General features: G+C 72.8%; 11 protein-coding genes and 1 pseudogene. 7 read left to right on the top strand and 5 right to left on the bottom strand.

The window, feature by feature from the left end; translation table 11 throughout:
- A complete protein-coding gene (locus FJK98_RS28650; RefSeq protein ID WP_145921729.1) occupies window positions 1-786 on the bottom strand; it encodes an ABC transporter ATP-binding protein in 786 nt (261 codons plus the stop codon).
- A gap of 260 nt (window positions 787-1,046) precedes the next feature.
- On the opposite strand from FJK98_RS28650, the gene FJK98_RS28645 reads away from it, so the two are divergent.
- Both FJK98_RS28645 and FJK98_RS28640 read left to right on the top strand, forming a co-directional pair.
- Window positions 1,047-2,078 carry an ABC transporter substrate-binding protein gene (locus tag FJK98_RS28645; RefSeq protein WP_088647305.1) on the top strand — a complete coding sequence of 344 codons (1,032 nt, stop codon included), beginning with the start codon at window positions 1,047-1,049 and terminating at the stop codon, window positions 2,076-2,078.
- Between the two features lie 101 nt (window positions 2,079-2,179).
- Entirely contained in the window at window positions 2,180-3,052 is an 873-nt protein-coding gene (locus tag FJK98_RS28640; protein ID WP_240762404.1) for an ABC transporter permease, read from the top strand.
- A gap of 75 nt (window positions 3,053-3,127) precedes the next feature.
- Here FJK98_RS28640 and FJK98_RS28635 read toward each other — a convergent pair whose 3' ends face one another.
- Entirely contained in the window at window positions 3,128-4,309 is a 1,182-nt protein-coding gene (locus FJK98_RS28635) for an ABC transporter substrate-binding protein (protein ID WP_145921728.1), read from the bottom strand.
- Window positions 4,310-4,588: 279 nt separating this feature from the next.
- On the opposite strand from FJK98_RS28635, the gene FJK98_RS33400 reads away from it, so the two are divergent.
- The 5 genes and pseudogenes from FJK98_RS33400 (at window position 4,589) to FJK98_RS28615 (ending at window position 9,433) form a co-directional block, all read left to right on the top strand.
- The gene (locus FJK98_RS33400; protein WP_168222566.1) at window positions 4,589-4,750 is read left to right on the top strand and encodes a hypothetical protein; all 162 of its coding nucleotides are present in this window, start codon (window positions 4,589-4,591) and stop codon (window positions 4,748-4,750) included.
- Window positions 4,747-7,970: pseudogene (locus FJK98_RS28630) on the top strand (nitrate- and nitrite sensing domain-containing protein). The gene FJK98_RS33400 and the pseudogene FJK98_RS28630 overlap by 4 nt, the downstream one beginning before the upstream one ends.
- Window positions 7,967-8,374, top strand: a complete 408-nt coding sequence (locus FJK98_RS28625; RefSeq protein WP_030329975.1) for a roadblock/LC7 domain-containing protein — start codon at window positions 7,967-7,969, stop codon at window positions 8,372-8,374. The pseudogene FJK98_RS28630 and the gene FJK98_RS28625 overlap by 4 nt, the downstream one beginning before the upstream one ends.
- A gap of 92 nt (window positions 8,375-8,466) precedes the next feature.
- Window positions 8,467-8,829 carry a DUF742 domain-containing protein gene (locus FJK98_RS28620; protein ID WP_088647420.1) on the top strand — a complete coding sequence of 121 codons (363 nt, stop codon included), beginning with the start codon at window positions 8,467-8,469 and terminating at the stop codon, window positions 8,827-8,829.
- On the top strand, window positions 8,810-9,433 hold the full coding sequence (locus FJK98_RS28615) for an ATP/GTP-binding protein (RefSeq protein ID WP_088647419.1): 624 nt from the start codon (window positions 8,810-8,812) through the stop codon (window positions 9,431-9,433). The genes FJK98_RS28620 and FJK98_RS28615 overlap by 20 nt, the downstream gene beginning before the upstream one ends.
- Window positions 9,434-9,491: 58 nt before the next feature.
- On the opposite strand, the gene FJK98_RS28610 is transcribed toward FJK98_RS28615, so the two are convergent.
- The 3 genes from FJK98_RS28610 to nirB are packed head-to-tail and all read right to left on the bottom strand — an operon-like array spanning window position 9,492 to window position 13,491.
- Window positions 9,492-10,580 (bottom strand): uroporphyrinogen-III synthase, encoded by a 1,089-nt coding sequence (locus FJK98_RS28610; RefSeq protein WP_145921727.1) that lies wholly within the window; start codon window positions 10,578-10,580, stop codon window positions 9,492-9,494.
- Window positions 10,580-10,927, bottom strand: coding sequence for a nitrite reductase small subunit NirD (gene nirD, locus FJK98_RS28605; RefSeq protein ID WP_145921726.1), 348 nt, complete (start codon window positions 10,925-10,927; stop codon window positions 10,580-10,582). Before nirD ends, FJK98_RS28610 begins: the two co-directional genes overlap by 1 nt.
- Complete coding sequence (gene nirB, locus FJK98_RS28600) at window positions 10,924-13,491, bottom strand: nitrite reductase large subunit NirB (RefSeq protein WP_145921725.1); 2,568 nt, start codon at window positions 13,489-13,491, stop codon at window positions 10,924-10,926. Before nirB ends, nirD begins: the two co-directional genes overlap by 4 nt.
- Window positions 13,492-13,514: the final 23 nt, after the last annotated feature.

Below are 13,514 nucleotides of genomic sequence, written 5' to 3'. Positions count from 1 at the left end.
TCATCGTCCCTCCACCCCGGCCGCCGCCGGCAGGTCCCGTTCCATCAACAGTTCGTGCAGGTCGGCGCTGACCCGGGCGACGTCGGCCAGGTGCGCGTTGCGGCCGAGGGTACGGGGCCGGGGGATGTCCACGTCGACGATCTTGCGGATCCGGCCGGGGCGGGGGCTGAGCACGACCACCCGGTCGGCCAGCAGCACCGCCTCGTCGATGGAGTGGGTGACGAAGACGACTGTCGCGCCGGTCTCCATGTGCACCCGTTGCAGTTCCCCGGAGAGTTCCTCGCGGGTCAGCGCGTCCAGGGCGGAGAAGGGTTCGTCCATCAGCATCACCCGGGGCTCGCCGATCAGCGACCGGCACAGCGACACCCGCTGCTGCATGCCGCCGGAGAGTTCGTGCGGCAGGCGCTTCTCGAAGCCGGCCAGGCCGGAGAGTTCCAGCAGTTGGCGGGCGCGGTCGCGGTGTTTGGCGCGGCTCCAGCCGAAGATCTCGGCCGGCAGCAGCACGTTGTCGAGCACGCTGCGCCAGGGGAGCAGGGCCGGCTTCTGGAAGAGCATCGCGACGTCCCGGCGGGGCCGGGTGATCCGGCTACCGGCCACGGTGATCTCGCCGCCGCTGACCGGCAGCAGCCCGGCGATCATCCGGAGCAGGGTCGACTTGCCGCAGCCGGAGCGGCCGAGCACGGCGACGAACTCGCCCTCGGCCACGTCGAGGTCGATCCCGCGCAACGCCTCGACCCGCCCGGAACGGCCGTCGAACGTACGCGACACATCGGACAGTCGGATCATCGCCGTCGGTCTCCCCTGATTCGGCGGTCAGGAATCCGACAAGGATATCCCCAGCGTGTCGGCCGCTCACTGTCCGGGGTGGAACGGAGTTGTTTCCGTTCCGCAACCCGATCCGCCTGGTGTGGTGACGGTAAGTGTCTCGTACTCTGTGCCAGCGAAGAGTCCCTTCACGACGGCGGCTCGGTGCCCCCTCACGCCGTGCCGCCGACCGACAACCCCCTCCGGGTACACCGCCCGGTCGGAAAGGACATGGTGCACAGATGACAAGGCTGACCCGCACGGTCGCCGCGGCCACCCTGGCCACCGCCCTCGCCCTGGTCTCCGCCTGCAGTGGCGGGTCCGACTCGGCGGACGCTGCAAAGACCGGCGACGGCTCGTCGCTGGAGAAGGTGACCTACCTCACCTCGTTCGGCAACTTCGGTCGTGACTCCTACGCCTGGGTGGCGAAGGACAAGGGCTTCTTCAAGGAGGCCGGCTTCGACGTGGAGATCAAGCCCGGTCAGGGCACCGGCGCGGTCATCCAGACCATCGTCGGCGGCCAGGCCGACTTCGGCCCGATCGACCTGACCGGTGGCCTGCTCCAGGTCGGCAACGGGCAGGCCAAGGACTTCGTGGCGGTGGCCGCGATCCAGCAGCGCACCATGGCCGCCATCGTCTCGGTCGAGGGCAAGAACATCGCCACGCCGAAGGACCTGGAGGGCAAGAAGCTCGCGGACACCCCCGGCTCCGTCGTGCGCAACCTCTTCCCGACCTACGCCCGGATGGCCGGGGTGGACTACACCAAGGTCACCTGGGTCAACGACCAGGCGCAGAACCTGATGGGCACGCTGGCCTCCGGCCAGGTGGACGGCATCGGCCAGTTCGTCGTCGGCCAGCCGACGGTCGAGGCGGTCACCAAGAAGAAGCCCGTCGTGCTGCCGTACAGCAACGTGATGCAGGACCTCTACGGCAACGCGCTGATCACCTCCAGCAAGATCGCCAAGGAGAACCCGGAGAAGGTGAAGAAGTTCACCGCCGCCCTGCTCAAGGGCCTGGAGTACGCCCTGGCCAACCCGCAGGAGGCGGCCACGATCCTGAAGAAGAACGTGGACGCCACCAACCCGGCCGCCGCCGCGGCCGAGTTGCAGCTGATGGCCGGCTACGTCCGCTCCAGCAACTCCGGCACCGCCATCGGCACCCTGGACAGCGACCGGGTCGCCAAGAGCATCGCCATCCTCCAGGGCGCGGGCGCGCTCAAGTCGAACATCACCCCGGACCAGATCATCAACTTCGACCTCGTGCCGAAGGCCTGACCGACACCGACGGTGCCACGGGGGTGCGACCCAGCGGTTCGACCGGTGGGTCGCACCCCCGTCGTGTGCCGGCCAGCGTGCCGGCAGGAGAGGAGGACCCTGTGACGGAGTCGATGACCCGTCCCGTACCCGGGTCGGCCGGACCGCCGACCGCGCCGGGTGCCGTGCCGACCGCCCCCCCGACGCCCGGCCGGTCACCCTGGTCCCGGATACGCCCCGCGACGGTCGGCCTGCCGCTGCTCGGCCTGGTGGTCACGGTGGCCGTCTGGTGGGCGGTCACCTCCGGGCTGCACCTGGTGCACCCGGCGTCCCTGCCGCCGCCGCAGGCGGTCGGGTCGTCACTGACCGCGTCGGCGGACGTGCTCTTCCCGGCGCTGGGCACGACCACCCTGATGACCCTGCTCGGCTTCCTGCTGTCGACGGTCGCCGGGGTGCTGATCGGGATGGCGCTGGCCGCCTCCCGGCGGGTCGAGCGGATGTTCGCCCCGCTGCTGGTGGCGATCAACGCGGTCCCGAAGATCGCGCTGGGGCCGCTGCTGGTGGTCTCGGTCGGCTGGGGGACCAAGCCGATCCTGACCATGGTGTTCCTGCTCTGCTTCTTCCCGATCGTGCTCTCCACCGCCACCGGCCTGACCACCACCCCGGCGGACCTGGCCGAGCTGGCCCGGTCGCTGAACGCCTCCTGGTGGCAGTCGTTCCGCAAGGTCCGGTTCCCGGCCGCGCTGCCGCAGATCTTCGTCGGGTTGAAGGTGGCGATGCCGCTGGCCGCGATCGGCGCGGTGATCGGGGAGTTCTACTCCGACAAACCGGGCCTGGGTTACCAGATCCTCCAGTACAACGGCGTCGGCGACACGGCGACCGCGTGGGCGGCGATCGTGCTGATCGCCGCCATGAGCATCCTGCTCTACTCGGCGTTGTCGCTGGTGGAGCGGCTGGCCCTGCCCTGGGTCCGGGCCACCACCTCGGCCCGCTGACCCGTCCCGGGGCGACCCCCCGACGCCACTGACGGGCCGACCCCACCCGGGGACCGGCCCGTCAGTGCGCGGCGGTCAGCCCGCCAGCCGCCACCGGCCACCGCGTGCGACCAGCGTGGTCAGCGCCTGCGGCATCAGGCCGGAGTGGTTGTCCGGGGTCATCCGGATCGGCCCGGACAGGCCGTCGAGCTGGGACGTCTCCAGCACGTCGCGCAGGCCGTCCCGGTCGACCTTGCCGTCGGGGCCACCGGAGCGCAGCGCCGAGTCGGCGATCAACTGCACGGCGTCGGCGGCGAACGACGACAGCCCGTTGTAACCGCCGAACCGGGCGGTGTAGTCCTGGAACCACTGCCGGCGGGCGGCCTTGGCCGGGGTGGTGGCGATGACGTCGTCGATCACCATGGTCTGCGTGAAGATCAACGTGGCCCGTTCGGTGGCCCGGCCGGAGCCGCCCAGGAACAGGTCGCCGGCCGCGGCGGCGTCGAGGAAGAGCGATCCGCCGTAGCCGGACTGGTCGGCGGCGGTGGCGGCGAGGGTGGCCTGCTCCGGCGGGGTCCAGATGATCAGGGCGGCGGGGTCGCGGTTGGTCAGCCGGCGCACCGGCGCGGCCAGTTCGGTGTCGGTGGTGCGGACCGCCTCGGCGCGTACCCGCTTGATGGTGGTCTTGCCGAACTCGGCGTCCAGCGCGGTCAGGCCCTCGCGCCCGTAGTCGTCGTCGCTGTGCAGGACGCCGACCTCGGTGATCCCGCGCCGCCGCAGTTCGGCGGTGAGCGCGGCGGCGCTGTCGGCCGCGTTCGGCGCGAGCTTGAACACGTACCGGCGTTCGGGGACCGGGTTGGCGACCGCGCCGGACGGGGCGAGCGCGATGGTCGGGATCTTCCGCTCGTTGATGGTGCGCACGGCGTCGACGGCGCACTGGTTGCAGCCGCCCATGATGATGGCGTTGACCGTGGCGTCGTTGCTGAAGTCGCCGATGTTGCGCAGCGACTCGGCGGCGTCGGAGCGGTTGTCCTTGACCACCAGCTTGATCTTCCGGTCGCCCAGGGCGCCGGACGAGTTCAACTGGTCGACCTTCAGTTCCAGGGCGCGCTGGTAGGCCTTGCCGACCGGTGCGGCGGCACCGGAGAGTTCGAGGTCGGCGGCGATGGTGATCGGGCTGCTGTCCTTCTCTGCCGCGCCGAACGAGCAGCCGGTGAGCGTGGCGGCCAGCACGGCCGATGCGAGCGCCACGATGGTCGCGGAGCGGATGGGGCTCAACTCAGTCCTCCAGGTGCGGCGCGGGCGAGGCCCGGTCACCGCCGCTAGTCCGTCCTCAGTGGAGAAACGGGATTGTGTGCCGTACGGTGTGCGCGAAAGCCTGCAAAACCTTGCCAATGCGGGGGCGTGCGGTCAAGCGCGATGCTGACGGCGGTTTCGGGACGCGAATCTCACATTGTGGGGACATCAGATATTTACCCATGCTCACTCATCAGAGGCGAACGAACACTCTGGAGTGACATGCCCTGTTCAGGGGCGGCCTGCTCAGCAGGGAAAATGGTGACCAGCGCACTGGTCGACCGATTCCTGTCCGAACGCGGCTTCCCAAACAGGATCTTCTCTGATGAAATCGCGGCCGTGCCGCGCATGGCGCTGTCCGTCGCACCAGGCGCGGGTCGGCGGGTCAGGCGTGTGGAAGATACGACGGAGGCGATGTCGTGAGCACCGGACCGACGACCCTGCCCGAGCCAGGCGAAAATGCCGGACCCGACCGGGAGCGCCGACTGCCCCGGTTGCGGGATGCGCGGATTCGTTCCAAGCTCGCCCTCATTCTGGTCGTACCGGTCGCCGCAGTCATCGCGTTGGCAACAATCCGACTCGTCTCCACTACCGAGGGTGCTGTCGACGCGACCCAGATCCGGTCGCTGACCGCACTGTCCATCGACGTCTCGGCGCTGACGCAGGATCTGCACAAGGAGCGGATGGCGGCCGCCGCCTACCTGGCGAACCCGCAGCTGCGTCCGGACGACTACAACCTGCGGGTGCGGGCCACCGGCGAGCGGATCAACGCGTACCGGGCCGAGCGGGCCGACCTCGGCGAGGTCCCGTCCTCCGTGCGGGACCGGCTCAAGGTGATCGACGACCACCTGCGGACGCTCGACGCGACCCGGCAGGAGGTGCTCGACCGCCGGCAGATGCCGGTCGCCGAGGCCACCCTGCGGTACGGCGTGATCCTCACCGACCTGGTCTCGTACGGCGACACCCTGGCCCAGTTGCCCGGCCAGGAGAGCCTCGCGGACGCCCGCCGCGCGGTGGCCGCGTTCAGCCGGGCCAAGTCGGCCGTCGCCGAGGAGGAGGCGGTCGCCTACACCGCGCTGGTCGGCGGACGCCTCGACGAGGAGCAGTTCTCCTCCTTCGTGGCGACCCTGACCAGCCAGCAGGAGGCGCTGCTCGGCTTCTCCCTGGCCGCCGACCCCACCCAGCGCGCGCTGGTCGACAGCGCGGTCTCCGGTGACGCCGTCGGCCTCGCCGACCGGGTGGCCGCGGACATCACCCGCTCGGTCGGTCAGCGCAGCCCGGTCAGCGCCGGTGACGCCAGCGCCGCGATCGGCGCGGTCAACGACCTGATGCGGTGGACCGAGATCCAGCTCCAGGACACCCTGCTCGCCCGCTCCGAGCAGGCCCGCAGCGACGTCATCCAGCAGGCCGTCATCGAGTCGGTGCTGGTGCTGCTCACCCTCATCGTCGCGATCACCCTCGCGGTGGTGCTGGCCCGCTCGCTCAACCACTCGCTGCGCCGGCTGCGGGAGGGCGCGCTGTCGGTGGCGAACCACGACCTGCCGGACGCGGTCAAGCGGCTGCAGAACATGGGCAGCGTCGGTGACGGCGGCGTCGAGGAGATCGTCCGCCAGGTGCGGGACCCGATCCGGTTGACCAACCGGGACGAGGTCGGCCAGGTGGCCCTGGCGTTCAACGTCGTCCACCGGGAGGCCGTCCGGGTCGCCGCCGAGCAGGCGGCCCTGCGCACCAGCGTCTCCGCGATGTTCCTCAACCTGGCCCGGCGCAGTCAGACCCTGGTCGACCGGATGATCGGCGAACTGGACGCGATCGAGCGCGGCGAGGAGGACCCGAAGCGGCTCGCCCAGCTCTTCGAGCTGGACCACCTCGCCACCCGGATGCGCCGCAACGACGAGAACCTGCTGGTCCTGGCCGGTGCCGACTCGGCCGTGCCGCGCCGCGACGACGCCCTGCTGGTCGACGTGCTGCGCGCCGCCCAGTCCGAGGTGGAGCTCTACAACCGGATCGAGTTCGGCACCGTCGACACCGACATCTCGGTCGCCGCCCACGCGGTCAACGACGTGGTACGGCTCGTCGCCGAGCTGCTGGACAACGCCACCCGCTTCTCGCCGCCCACCACCACCGTGGTCGCCGACGGCCGGCGCATCCGCGACTACGTGCTGATCCAGATCGAGGACCGGGGACTCGGCCTCACCGACGAGCAGCTCGACTCGCTCAACCGCCGGCTCGCCGCCCCGCCGACGGTGGACGTGGCCGCCTTCCGGCTGATGGGTCTCGCCGTGGTCAGCCGGCTCGCCAGCCGGTACGGCATCCGGGTGGAGCTGCGCCGCAACGTCGAGGGCGGCACCGTCGCCCAGGTGACGCTGCCCAACGCCACCGTGGTGCTCCCCGCCCACCGGGGCCGGGACCAGGCGATCAGCCGGCCCCGGCAGCCGCTGGCGGTCGAGCAGCCGCCCGCGCAGGCCGGTATCGGTGGGGCCCTCAACGGGGCCCGCAGCGCGGCGGCGACCCTGACCGACCAGTGGCGCAACACGCCGCCCGCCCCGGCCCCCTGGCAGCCGCCGGTGGACGCCCGGGACACCGCCCCCGCCGTGCAGTTCGGCGGGCCGGTCTCCGCCCCGCCGTTCGCGCCGGTCCCCACCCCGGCGACCGCCGACTCCGGGTTCAACGCCTTCTCCGCAGGCAGCCCCACGATGGCGAACCCGACCATCGACCCGCTGCCCCGCCGGGCCGCGCCGGCCGAGCCCGCCCCGGTGCTGCCGGCCGGCCCGGTCGCCGGTGCCGCCCCGCACCCGACGGATCCGTACGGCGCGGGGGGCATGCCGTTCGCCGGCGCACCGGCCACCACCCCGTACGCGGGGGCACCGGCGGCGACCCCGTTCGCCCCGGCCGCCGCCGCGTCGTTCGCCCCGGCCGCCCCGCCGGCCGCGTACGCCGCCCCCGCCGCGCAGCCGTACACCGCGCCGGCCACCTCGTACGCCCCGCCGGCCCCGGCCCCGTCGACGCCGGTGGTGGCCCGCCCGGACCGGCCGGCCGACTCGCCGATCTTCCGGGAGATGGAGGCGGTGTGGTTCCGGTCCCACGGTGACGACGCCACCGCGATCTTCACCCGGCCCCGGTTCGACGAGGAGCCGCCGGCCGCGCCGGCCCGCCCGAACGGCGCGACCACGCCGTCGCGCCCGCCGCTGCCGACCCGGGTGCCGACCGCACCGACCGCCGCCGGCACGCCGACGGTCACGCCCGCCACCCCGGAAGCGCCCGCCGCCACCGGTCCCGTACCGCCGGCCGCCACCGCGTCGCCGACGTACGGCACACCTCCGCCGGCCGCCCCCGAGGCCCCCCGGCGACCCCGCCGGGCACCGATCCCGACGCGTGGCGGACGGCGGCCGACGAGGGCTGGACCCGGGCCAGCCAGGCGGCCGAGCCGGCCAACGCCGGCACCACCCGGTCCGGCCTGCCCAAGCGGGTACCCCAGGCACAGCTCGTGCCCGGCGGGATCGAACCGAAGGGCGGCCGGGACCGTAGCCGCCGCACCCCCGACGAAGTACGCGGCCTGCTCTCGGCCTACCACCGCGGCGTACAGCGCGGACGCACGGCGGGCGCGGACCTCAACAGCACCTCGACCAAGGAGACGAACCGATGAACAGGCCAGCTGCCATGCAGGACATGGGTTGGCTGCTCACCAACTTCGCCGACAGCGTGGCGGGTATCGCCCACGTGGTGGCGGTGTCCGCGGACGGGCTGCTGCTCGCCTCCTCGCGGGACCTGCCCGCCGACCGGGCCGACCAGCTCGCGGCGATCACCTCCGGCGTGGTGAGTCTGACCGAGGGTGCCGCCCGGATGTTCAGCGCTGGCGGGGTGCTGCAGACAGTGATCGAGATGGACAGCGGCTACCTGTTCCTGATGTCGATCAGCGACGGCTCGTCGATGGCGGTGCTCGCCGCCCGCAGCTGTGACGTGGGTCAGGTCGGCTACGAGATGGCGCTGTTGGTCGAGCGGGTGGGCGCGGCGTTGGTGCCGCTGCCCCGGGACGCCGTGCGCTCGTAGCCACGGGCGGTGGGTGGGCCGGGCGCGACCGCGTCCGGTCCGAGTGACGAAGCATCCGGGCCCGGACCCGGGCGGGAGGAGGTGATCGAGGGATGGACCCCCGGCGGGACCCACGTGGAGCGCTGGTACGTCCGTACGCGGTCACCCGGGGCCGCACCGAACCGAGCCGGGACATCGCGCTGGAGGCGGTGCTCAGCTCCAACGCGACCCAGGTGGCCGAGTCCCGCTTCGCCGGACACGACAAGTACCGAATCGCCACCGTCTGCGAGGGACGGGCGCAGTCGCTGGCGGAGATCGCCGCGTACACCCGGATGCCGCTGGGCGTCGCCCGGGTGCTGATCGCCGACCTGGTCGCCGACGGTCTGCTCACGCTACACACTGCCGCTCCCGCCGAGGGGTTCGAGGAGCGAATGGAAATCCTTGGAAGGGTGCTAAGTGGACTTCGCAGGCTATGACCCCGCCGGGTCGCGCCAGAGCCGGGGAATCGTCTCCGCGAAGATCGTGGTCGCGGGTGGCTTCGGCGTGGGCAAGACGACCCTGGTCGGGGCGATCTCCGAGATCACTCCGCTGACCACCGAGGCGCTGATGACCGCCGCCGGTGTCGGCATCGACGACCCGTCGAAGGTGCCCGGCAAGGAGACCACCACGGTCGCCATGGACTTCGGCCGGATCACCATGGCGCAGGACCTGATCCTGTACCTGTTCGGCACCCCCGGCCAGACCCGGTTCTGGTTCATGTGGGACGAGATCATCCGGGGGGCGGTGGGTGCCGCCGTCCTGGTGGACACCCGCCGGATCACCGACGCCTTCGCCCCGCTGGACTACTTCGAGAACCGCAAACTGCCGTACGTGGTCGCGCTGAACCGGTTCGACGGCTCGGACCTGTACGAGCCGGAGGAGGTCCGCGAGGCGCTGGCCATCTCGGCGGACGTGCCGCTGGTGATGTGCGACGCCCGGGACCGCGAGTCGGTCAAGCAGGTGCTGGTGACGGTGGTGGAGCACGCCATGATCCGGCTCCAGGCCGAGCACGGCCGGGGTTTCCCCACCCCGGTGGGCTGAGCCGACCGGTGACGACCCGGCCCGCCCCGCCGCGTGACGGTGGGGCGGGCCGTCCGGGTCACTCCACCCGGAGCCGGTAGCCGCGCTTGACCACGGTCTGCACCACCCGGGGTGCCCGCAGCCCCACCCGCAGCCGGGCCACCGCCATCTCCACCGCGTGCTCGTCGGCCCCCCGGGGCAGCGTGCGCAGCAGTTCGGTCCGGGACAGCACCCGCCCGGGCCGGGTGGCCAGCGCCCGCAGCACCGCCATCGGGGCGGGGGCCAGCGGACGCAGTTCCCCGTCGATGACGGCGGCGTGCCCGCGCAGGGTCAGCAGGTGCCCGGCCGCCTTCACGGTGACGGTACGGCGGGGCAGTTCGTCCACGATGGTGCGGACCAGCGCGCCGAGCCGGGCGCGGCTCGGCGCGCTGACCGGCACCCCCCGCCGGACCAGGGGTTCGGCGGTCACCGCGCCGACGCAGCTGACCAGGACGTCCCCGCGCAACGCGGCGAGCACCGTCTCGGTCCGGTCCCCGGCGGCCCGCAGCAGCGCCTCCGCCGCCGGGGCGGAGGTGAAGGTGACGGCGTCGACCAGCCGGCCGGCGACGAGGTCGATCAGCCGGTGCAGCGGGGCCGGGTCGGTCGGCGGGGCCCACCGGTAGACCGGCACCTCGATCACGGTCGCACCGGCGGCCTCCAGCGCCTCGGTGCACTCCGGCTGCCGGTCGCCGTGCAGTTGCATGGCGATCACCTGCCCGGCCACCCCGCGCCGGCACAGGTGCTCCACCACCTCCTCGCAGCTCTCCGAGGCCGGCGACCACTGGTCGTGCAGTCCGGCGGCGCGGATCGCGCCCCGCGCCTTGGGTCCCCGGGCCACCACGTAGGCCCGGGACAGCACGTTCTTCAACGGCTCGGCCAACCCCCAGCCCTCGGCCGCCTCCAGCCAGCCGCGCATGCCGATGCCGGTGTTCGCCATCAGCACGTCCGGTGGCCGGTCCAGGCAGGCCCGGGTGGCGTCCCGCAGGTCGGTGTCGTCGGCCAGCGGCACGATCCGCAGGGCCGGGGCGAGCACCACCCGGGCACCGCGCCGTTCCAGCAACGCGGCCAGTTCGTCGCGTCGCCGGTCGGCGGTCACCCCGATGGTGAAGCCGGCCAGTTCGTCCCGCATCACTCCTCCTGTCGCAGCCGCACCTCGACCAGGCCGTCCCGGCAGCGGACGTCGTACCGGGGCAGGGTCACCCCGGGCAGGTCTAGGCAGAGCCCGGTTCGCAGGTCGTACACCTGCTTGTGCAGGGGGGAGGCGACGGTGGGCGCCCCGCCCCGGCTGCCGACGATGCCCCGCGACATCACGTACGCGCCGCTGAGCGGGTCGAGGTTGTCCACCGCGAACAGCTCGTCGTCGAGCCGGAAGATCGCCACCTGGACGCCGTCGACGAGGGCGGCGACGCCCCGGTCGGCCTCCAGCCGGTCCAGCGGGCACACCGGGGTCCAGTCGACGGTGACGGTGCCGCTCATCGCCGCACCTCCGGCAGGCCCAGGACGACCGGCTGCCGGCGGCGGGCGGCTGCCCCGTCGGGTGGCGTGCCGGCGTCGGGTGGCGCGGTCCCGGCGGGACGGGTGTCGCGGGTCGGCACCGGCTGGCCGCGTTCCACGGCGAAGGTGATCGACGGGTCCGGCACGTCGGGGGCGTTGACGAACGAGGTGAACCGGCGCAGCCGGTCGGGGTCGTCGAGCACGTCCCGCCACTCGTCGGAGTAGGACGTGACGTGCCGGGCCATCGCCGCGTCGAGTTCGGCGCAGAGCCCGAGCGAGTCGTCGACGATCACCGAGCGGAGGTGTTCCAGGCCGCCGTCCATCGCCTCGATCCAGGCGGCGGTGCGTTGCAGCCGGTCGGCGGTGCGGACGTAGAACATCAGGAACCGGTCGATCAGCGTGATCAGTTCCTCGGTGGTCAGGTCGGTGGCGAACAGGTCGGCGTGCCGGGGCCGGAAGCCGCCGTTGCCGCCGAGGTAGAGGTTCCAGCCGGTGTCGGTGGCGATGATGCCGAAGTCCTTGCTGCGTGCCTCGGCGCACTCCCGGGCGCAGCCGGAGACGGCGGACTTGAGCTTGTGCGGGGCGCGCAGCCCCCGGTAGCGCAGTTCCAGCGCGACGGCCAGGCCGACCGAGTCCTGCACCCCGTACCGGCACCAGGTCTCGCCGACGCAGGACTTCACCGTCCGCAGCGCCTTGCCGTACGCGTGGCCGGACTCGAAGCCGGCGTCGACCAGCCGCCGCCAGATCTGCGGTAGCTGCTCGACCCGGGCGCCGAACAGGTCGATCCGCTGCCCACCGGTGATTTTGGTGTAGAGCTGGAAGTCGCGGGCCACCTCACCGATCACGATCAGCTTGTCCGGGGTGATCTCGCCGCCCGGGATCCGGGGCACCACCGAGTAGCTGCCGTCGCGTTGCAGGTTGGCCAGGAAGTGGTCGTTGGTGTCCTGCAACGACGCCTGCTCGCCGTCGAGCACGTGCCCGGTGCCCAGCGAGGCGAGGATCGAGGCCACCACCGGCTTGCAGACGTCGCACCCCCGGCCCCGGCCGTGCTCCGCGACGAGCTGCGAGAACGTCCGGATGCCGCGCACCCGGACGATGTCGAACAACTCCTGGCGGCTGACGTCGAAGTGCTCGCAGAGAGCGGTCGACTGCTGCACCCCGGCAGCGTCGAGCAGAGATTTGAGCATCGGCACGCAGGAGCCGCAGCTCGTCCCGGCCCGGGTGCACGCCTTCAACGCCGGCACGTCGCACGCCCCACCGGCGATCGCCGCGTCGATGTCGTCCCGGGTCACCGCGTTGCACGAGCAGACCTGCGCCGCGCCGGGCAGCGCGGTCACCCCGCCGCCGCCCTCGCCGGCCGGGGCCAGCAGCGCCAGCGGGGGAGCGGGCAGCGGCCCGCCGACGCTGGCCCGCAGCGTCGGGTAGGCGGTCGCGTCCCCGACCAGCACCCCGCCGAGCAGCGTCCGCGCGTCGTCGGAGAGGACCAGCTTCGCGTACGAGCGGGTGGCCGGGTCGGTGAACGTGACGTCCAGGCAGCCCGGGGTGGTGCCGTGGGCGTCACCGAACGAGGCCACGTCGACGCCGAGCAGCTTGAGTTTGGTGGCGCTGTCCGCGCCGGGGAAGGTGGCCGCGCCGCCGAGCAGCCGGTCGGCCACCACCTCGGCCATCGCGTACCCGGGGGCGACCAGGCCGTGGCAGGTGCCGTCCACGGCGGCGCACTCGCCGACCGCCCAGATCCGCTCGTCGTCGCTGCGGCAGGCCGCGTCGACCAGCACCCCGCCGCGCGGGCCCAGCGGCAGACCGGCGGCGCGGGCCAGCTCGTCGCGTGGGCGGATGCCGGCGGCCACCACGACCAGGTCGGCGTCGACCGTGCCGCCGTCGGAGAGGTCCAGGGCGGCGACCGTGCCGTCCGGGCCGGGCCGCAGCGCGGTGGTGCCCACCCCGAGGTGGGTGGTGACGCCCAGCTCCTCGACGTAGCGGCGCAGCATCGCCCCGCCCGCCTCGTCGACCTGCACCGGCATCAACCGGGGCGCGAACTCCACCACGTGGGTGCGCAGCCCCAGCAGCCGTAGCGCGTTGGCGGCCTCCAGCCCGAGCAGGCCACCGCCGATCACCGCGCCGGTCGACCGGCCCCGGGCGTGCGCCCGGATCGCCGCCAGGTCGTCGAGGGTGCGGTAGACGAAGACACCCGGCAGGTCGGTGCCGGTCACCGGCGGGACGAACGGGTACGACCCGGTGGCCAGCACCAGCGCGTCGTACGGGTGCACCCCGGTGGCGGTGGTCACCACCCGCCGGTCCCGGTCGATACCGGTGACCGGCTCGCCGAGACGCAGCTCCACCCCGTCGTCGGGGGTGTGCAGGTTCAGTTCCTCGGCGCTGACCCCGTCGAAGAACGCGGACAGCCGCACCCGGTCGTACGCCGGGCGGGATTCCTCGGCGAGCACCGTCACCTGCCAGCGCCGGTCGTGGTCGCGGGCGCGCAACGCCTCGACGAACCGCTGCCCGACCATGCCGTTGCCGACGACGACCAAACGTCCTCCGGTCATCGGGTCACCTCCTCGTGGTGTCA

Source organism: Micromonospora sp. HM134, from assembly GCF_007833915.1.
In the GTDB taxonomy this organism is placed as follows: domain Bacteria; phylum Actinomycetota; class Actinomycetes; order Mycobacteriales; family Micromonosporaceae; genus Micromonospora; species Micromonospora wenchangensis.
Note: the sequence above shows the minus strand (reverse complement) of the source record. Positions and strands in the feature narration are given on the sequence as shown.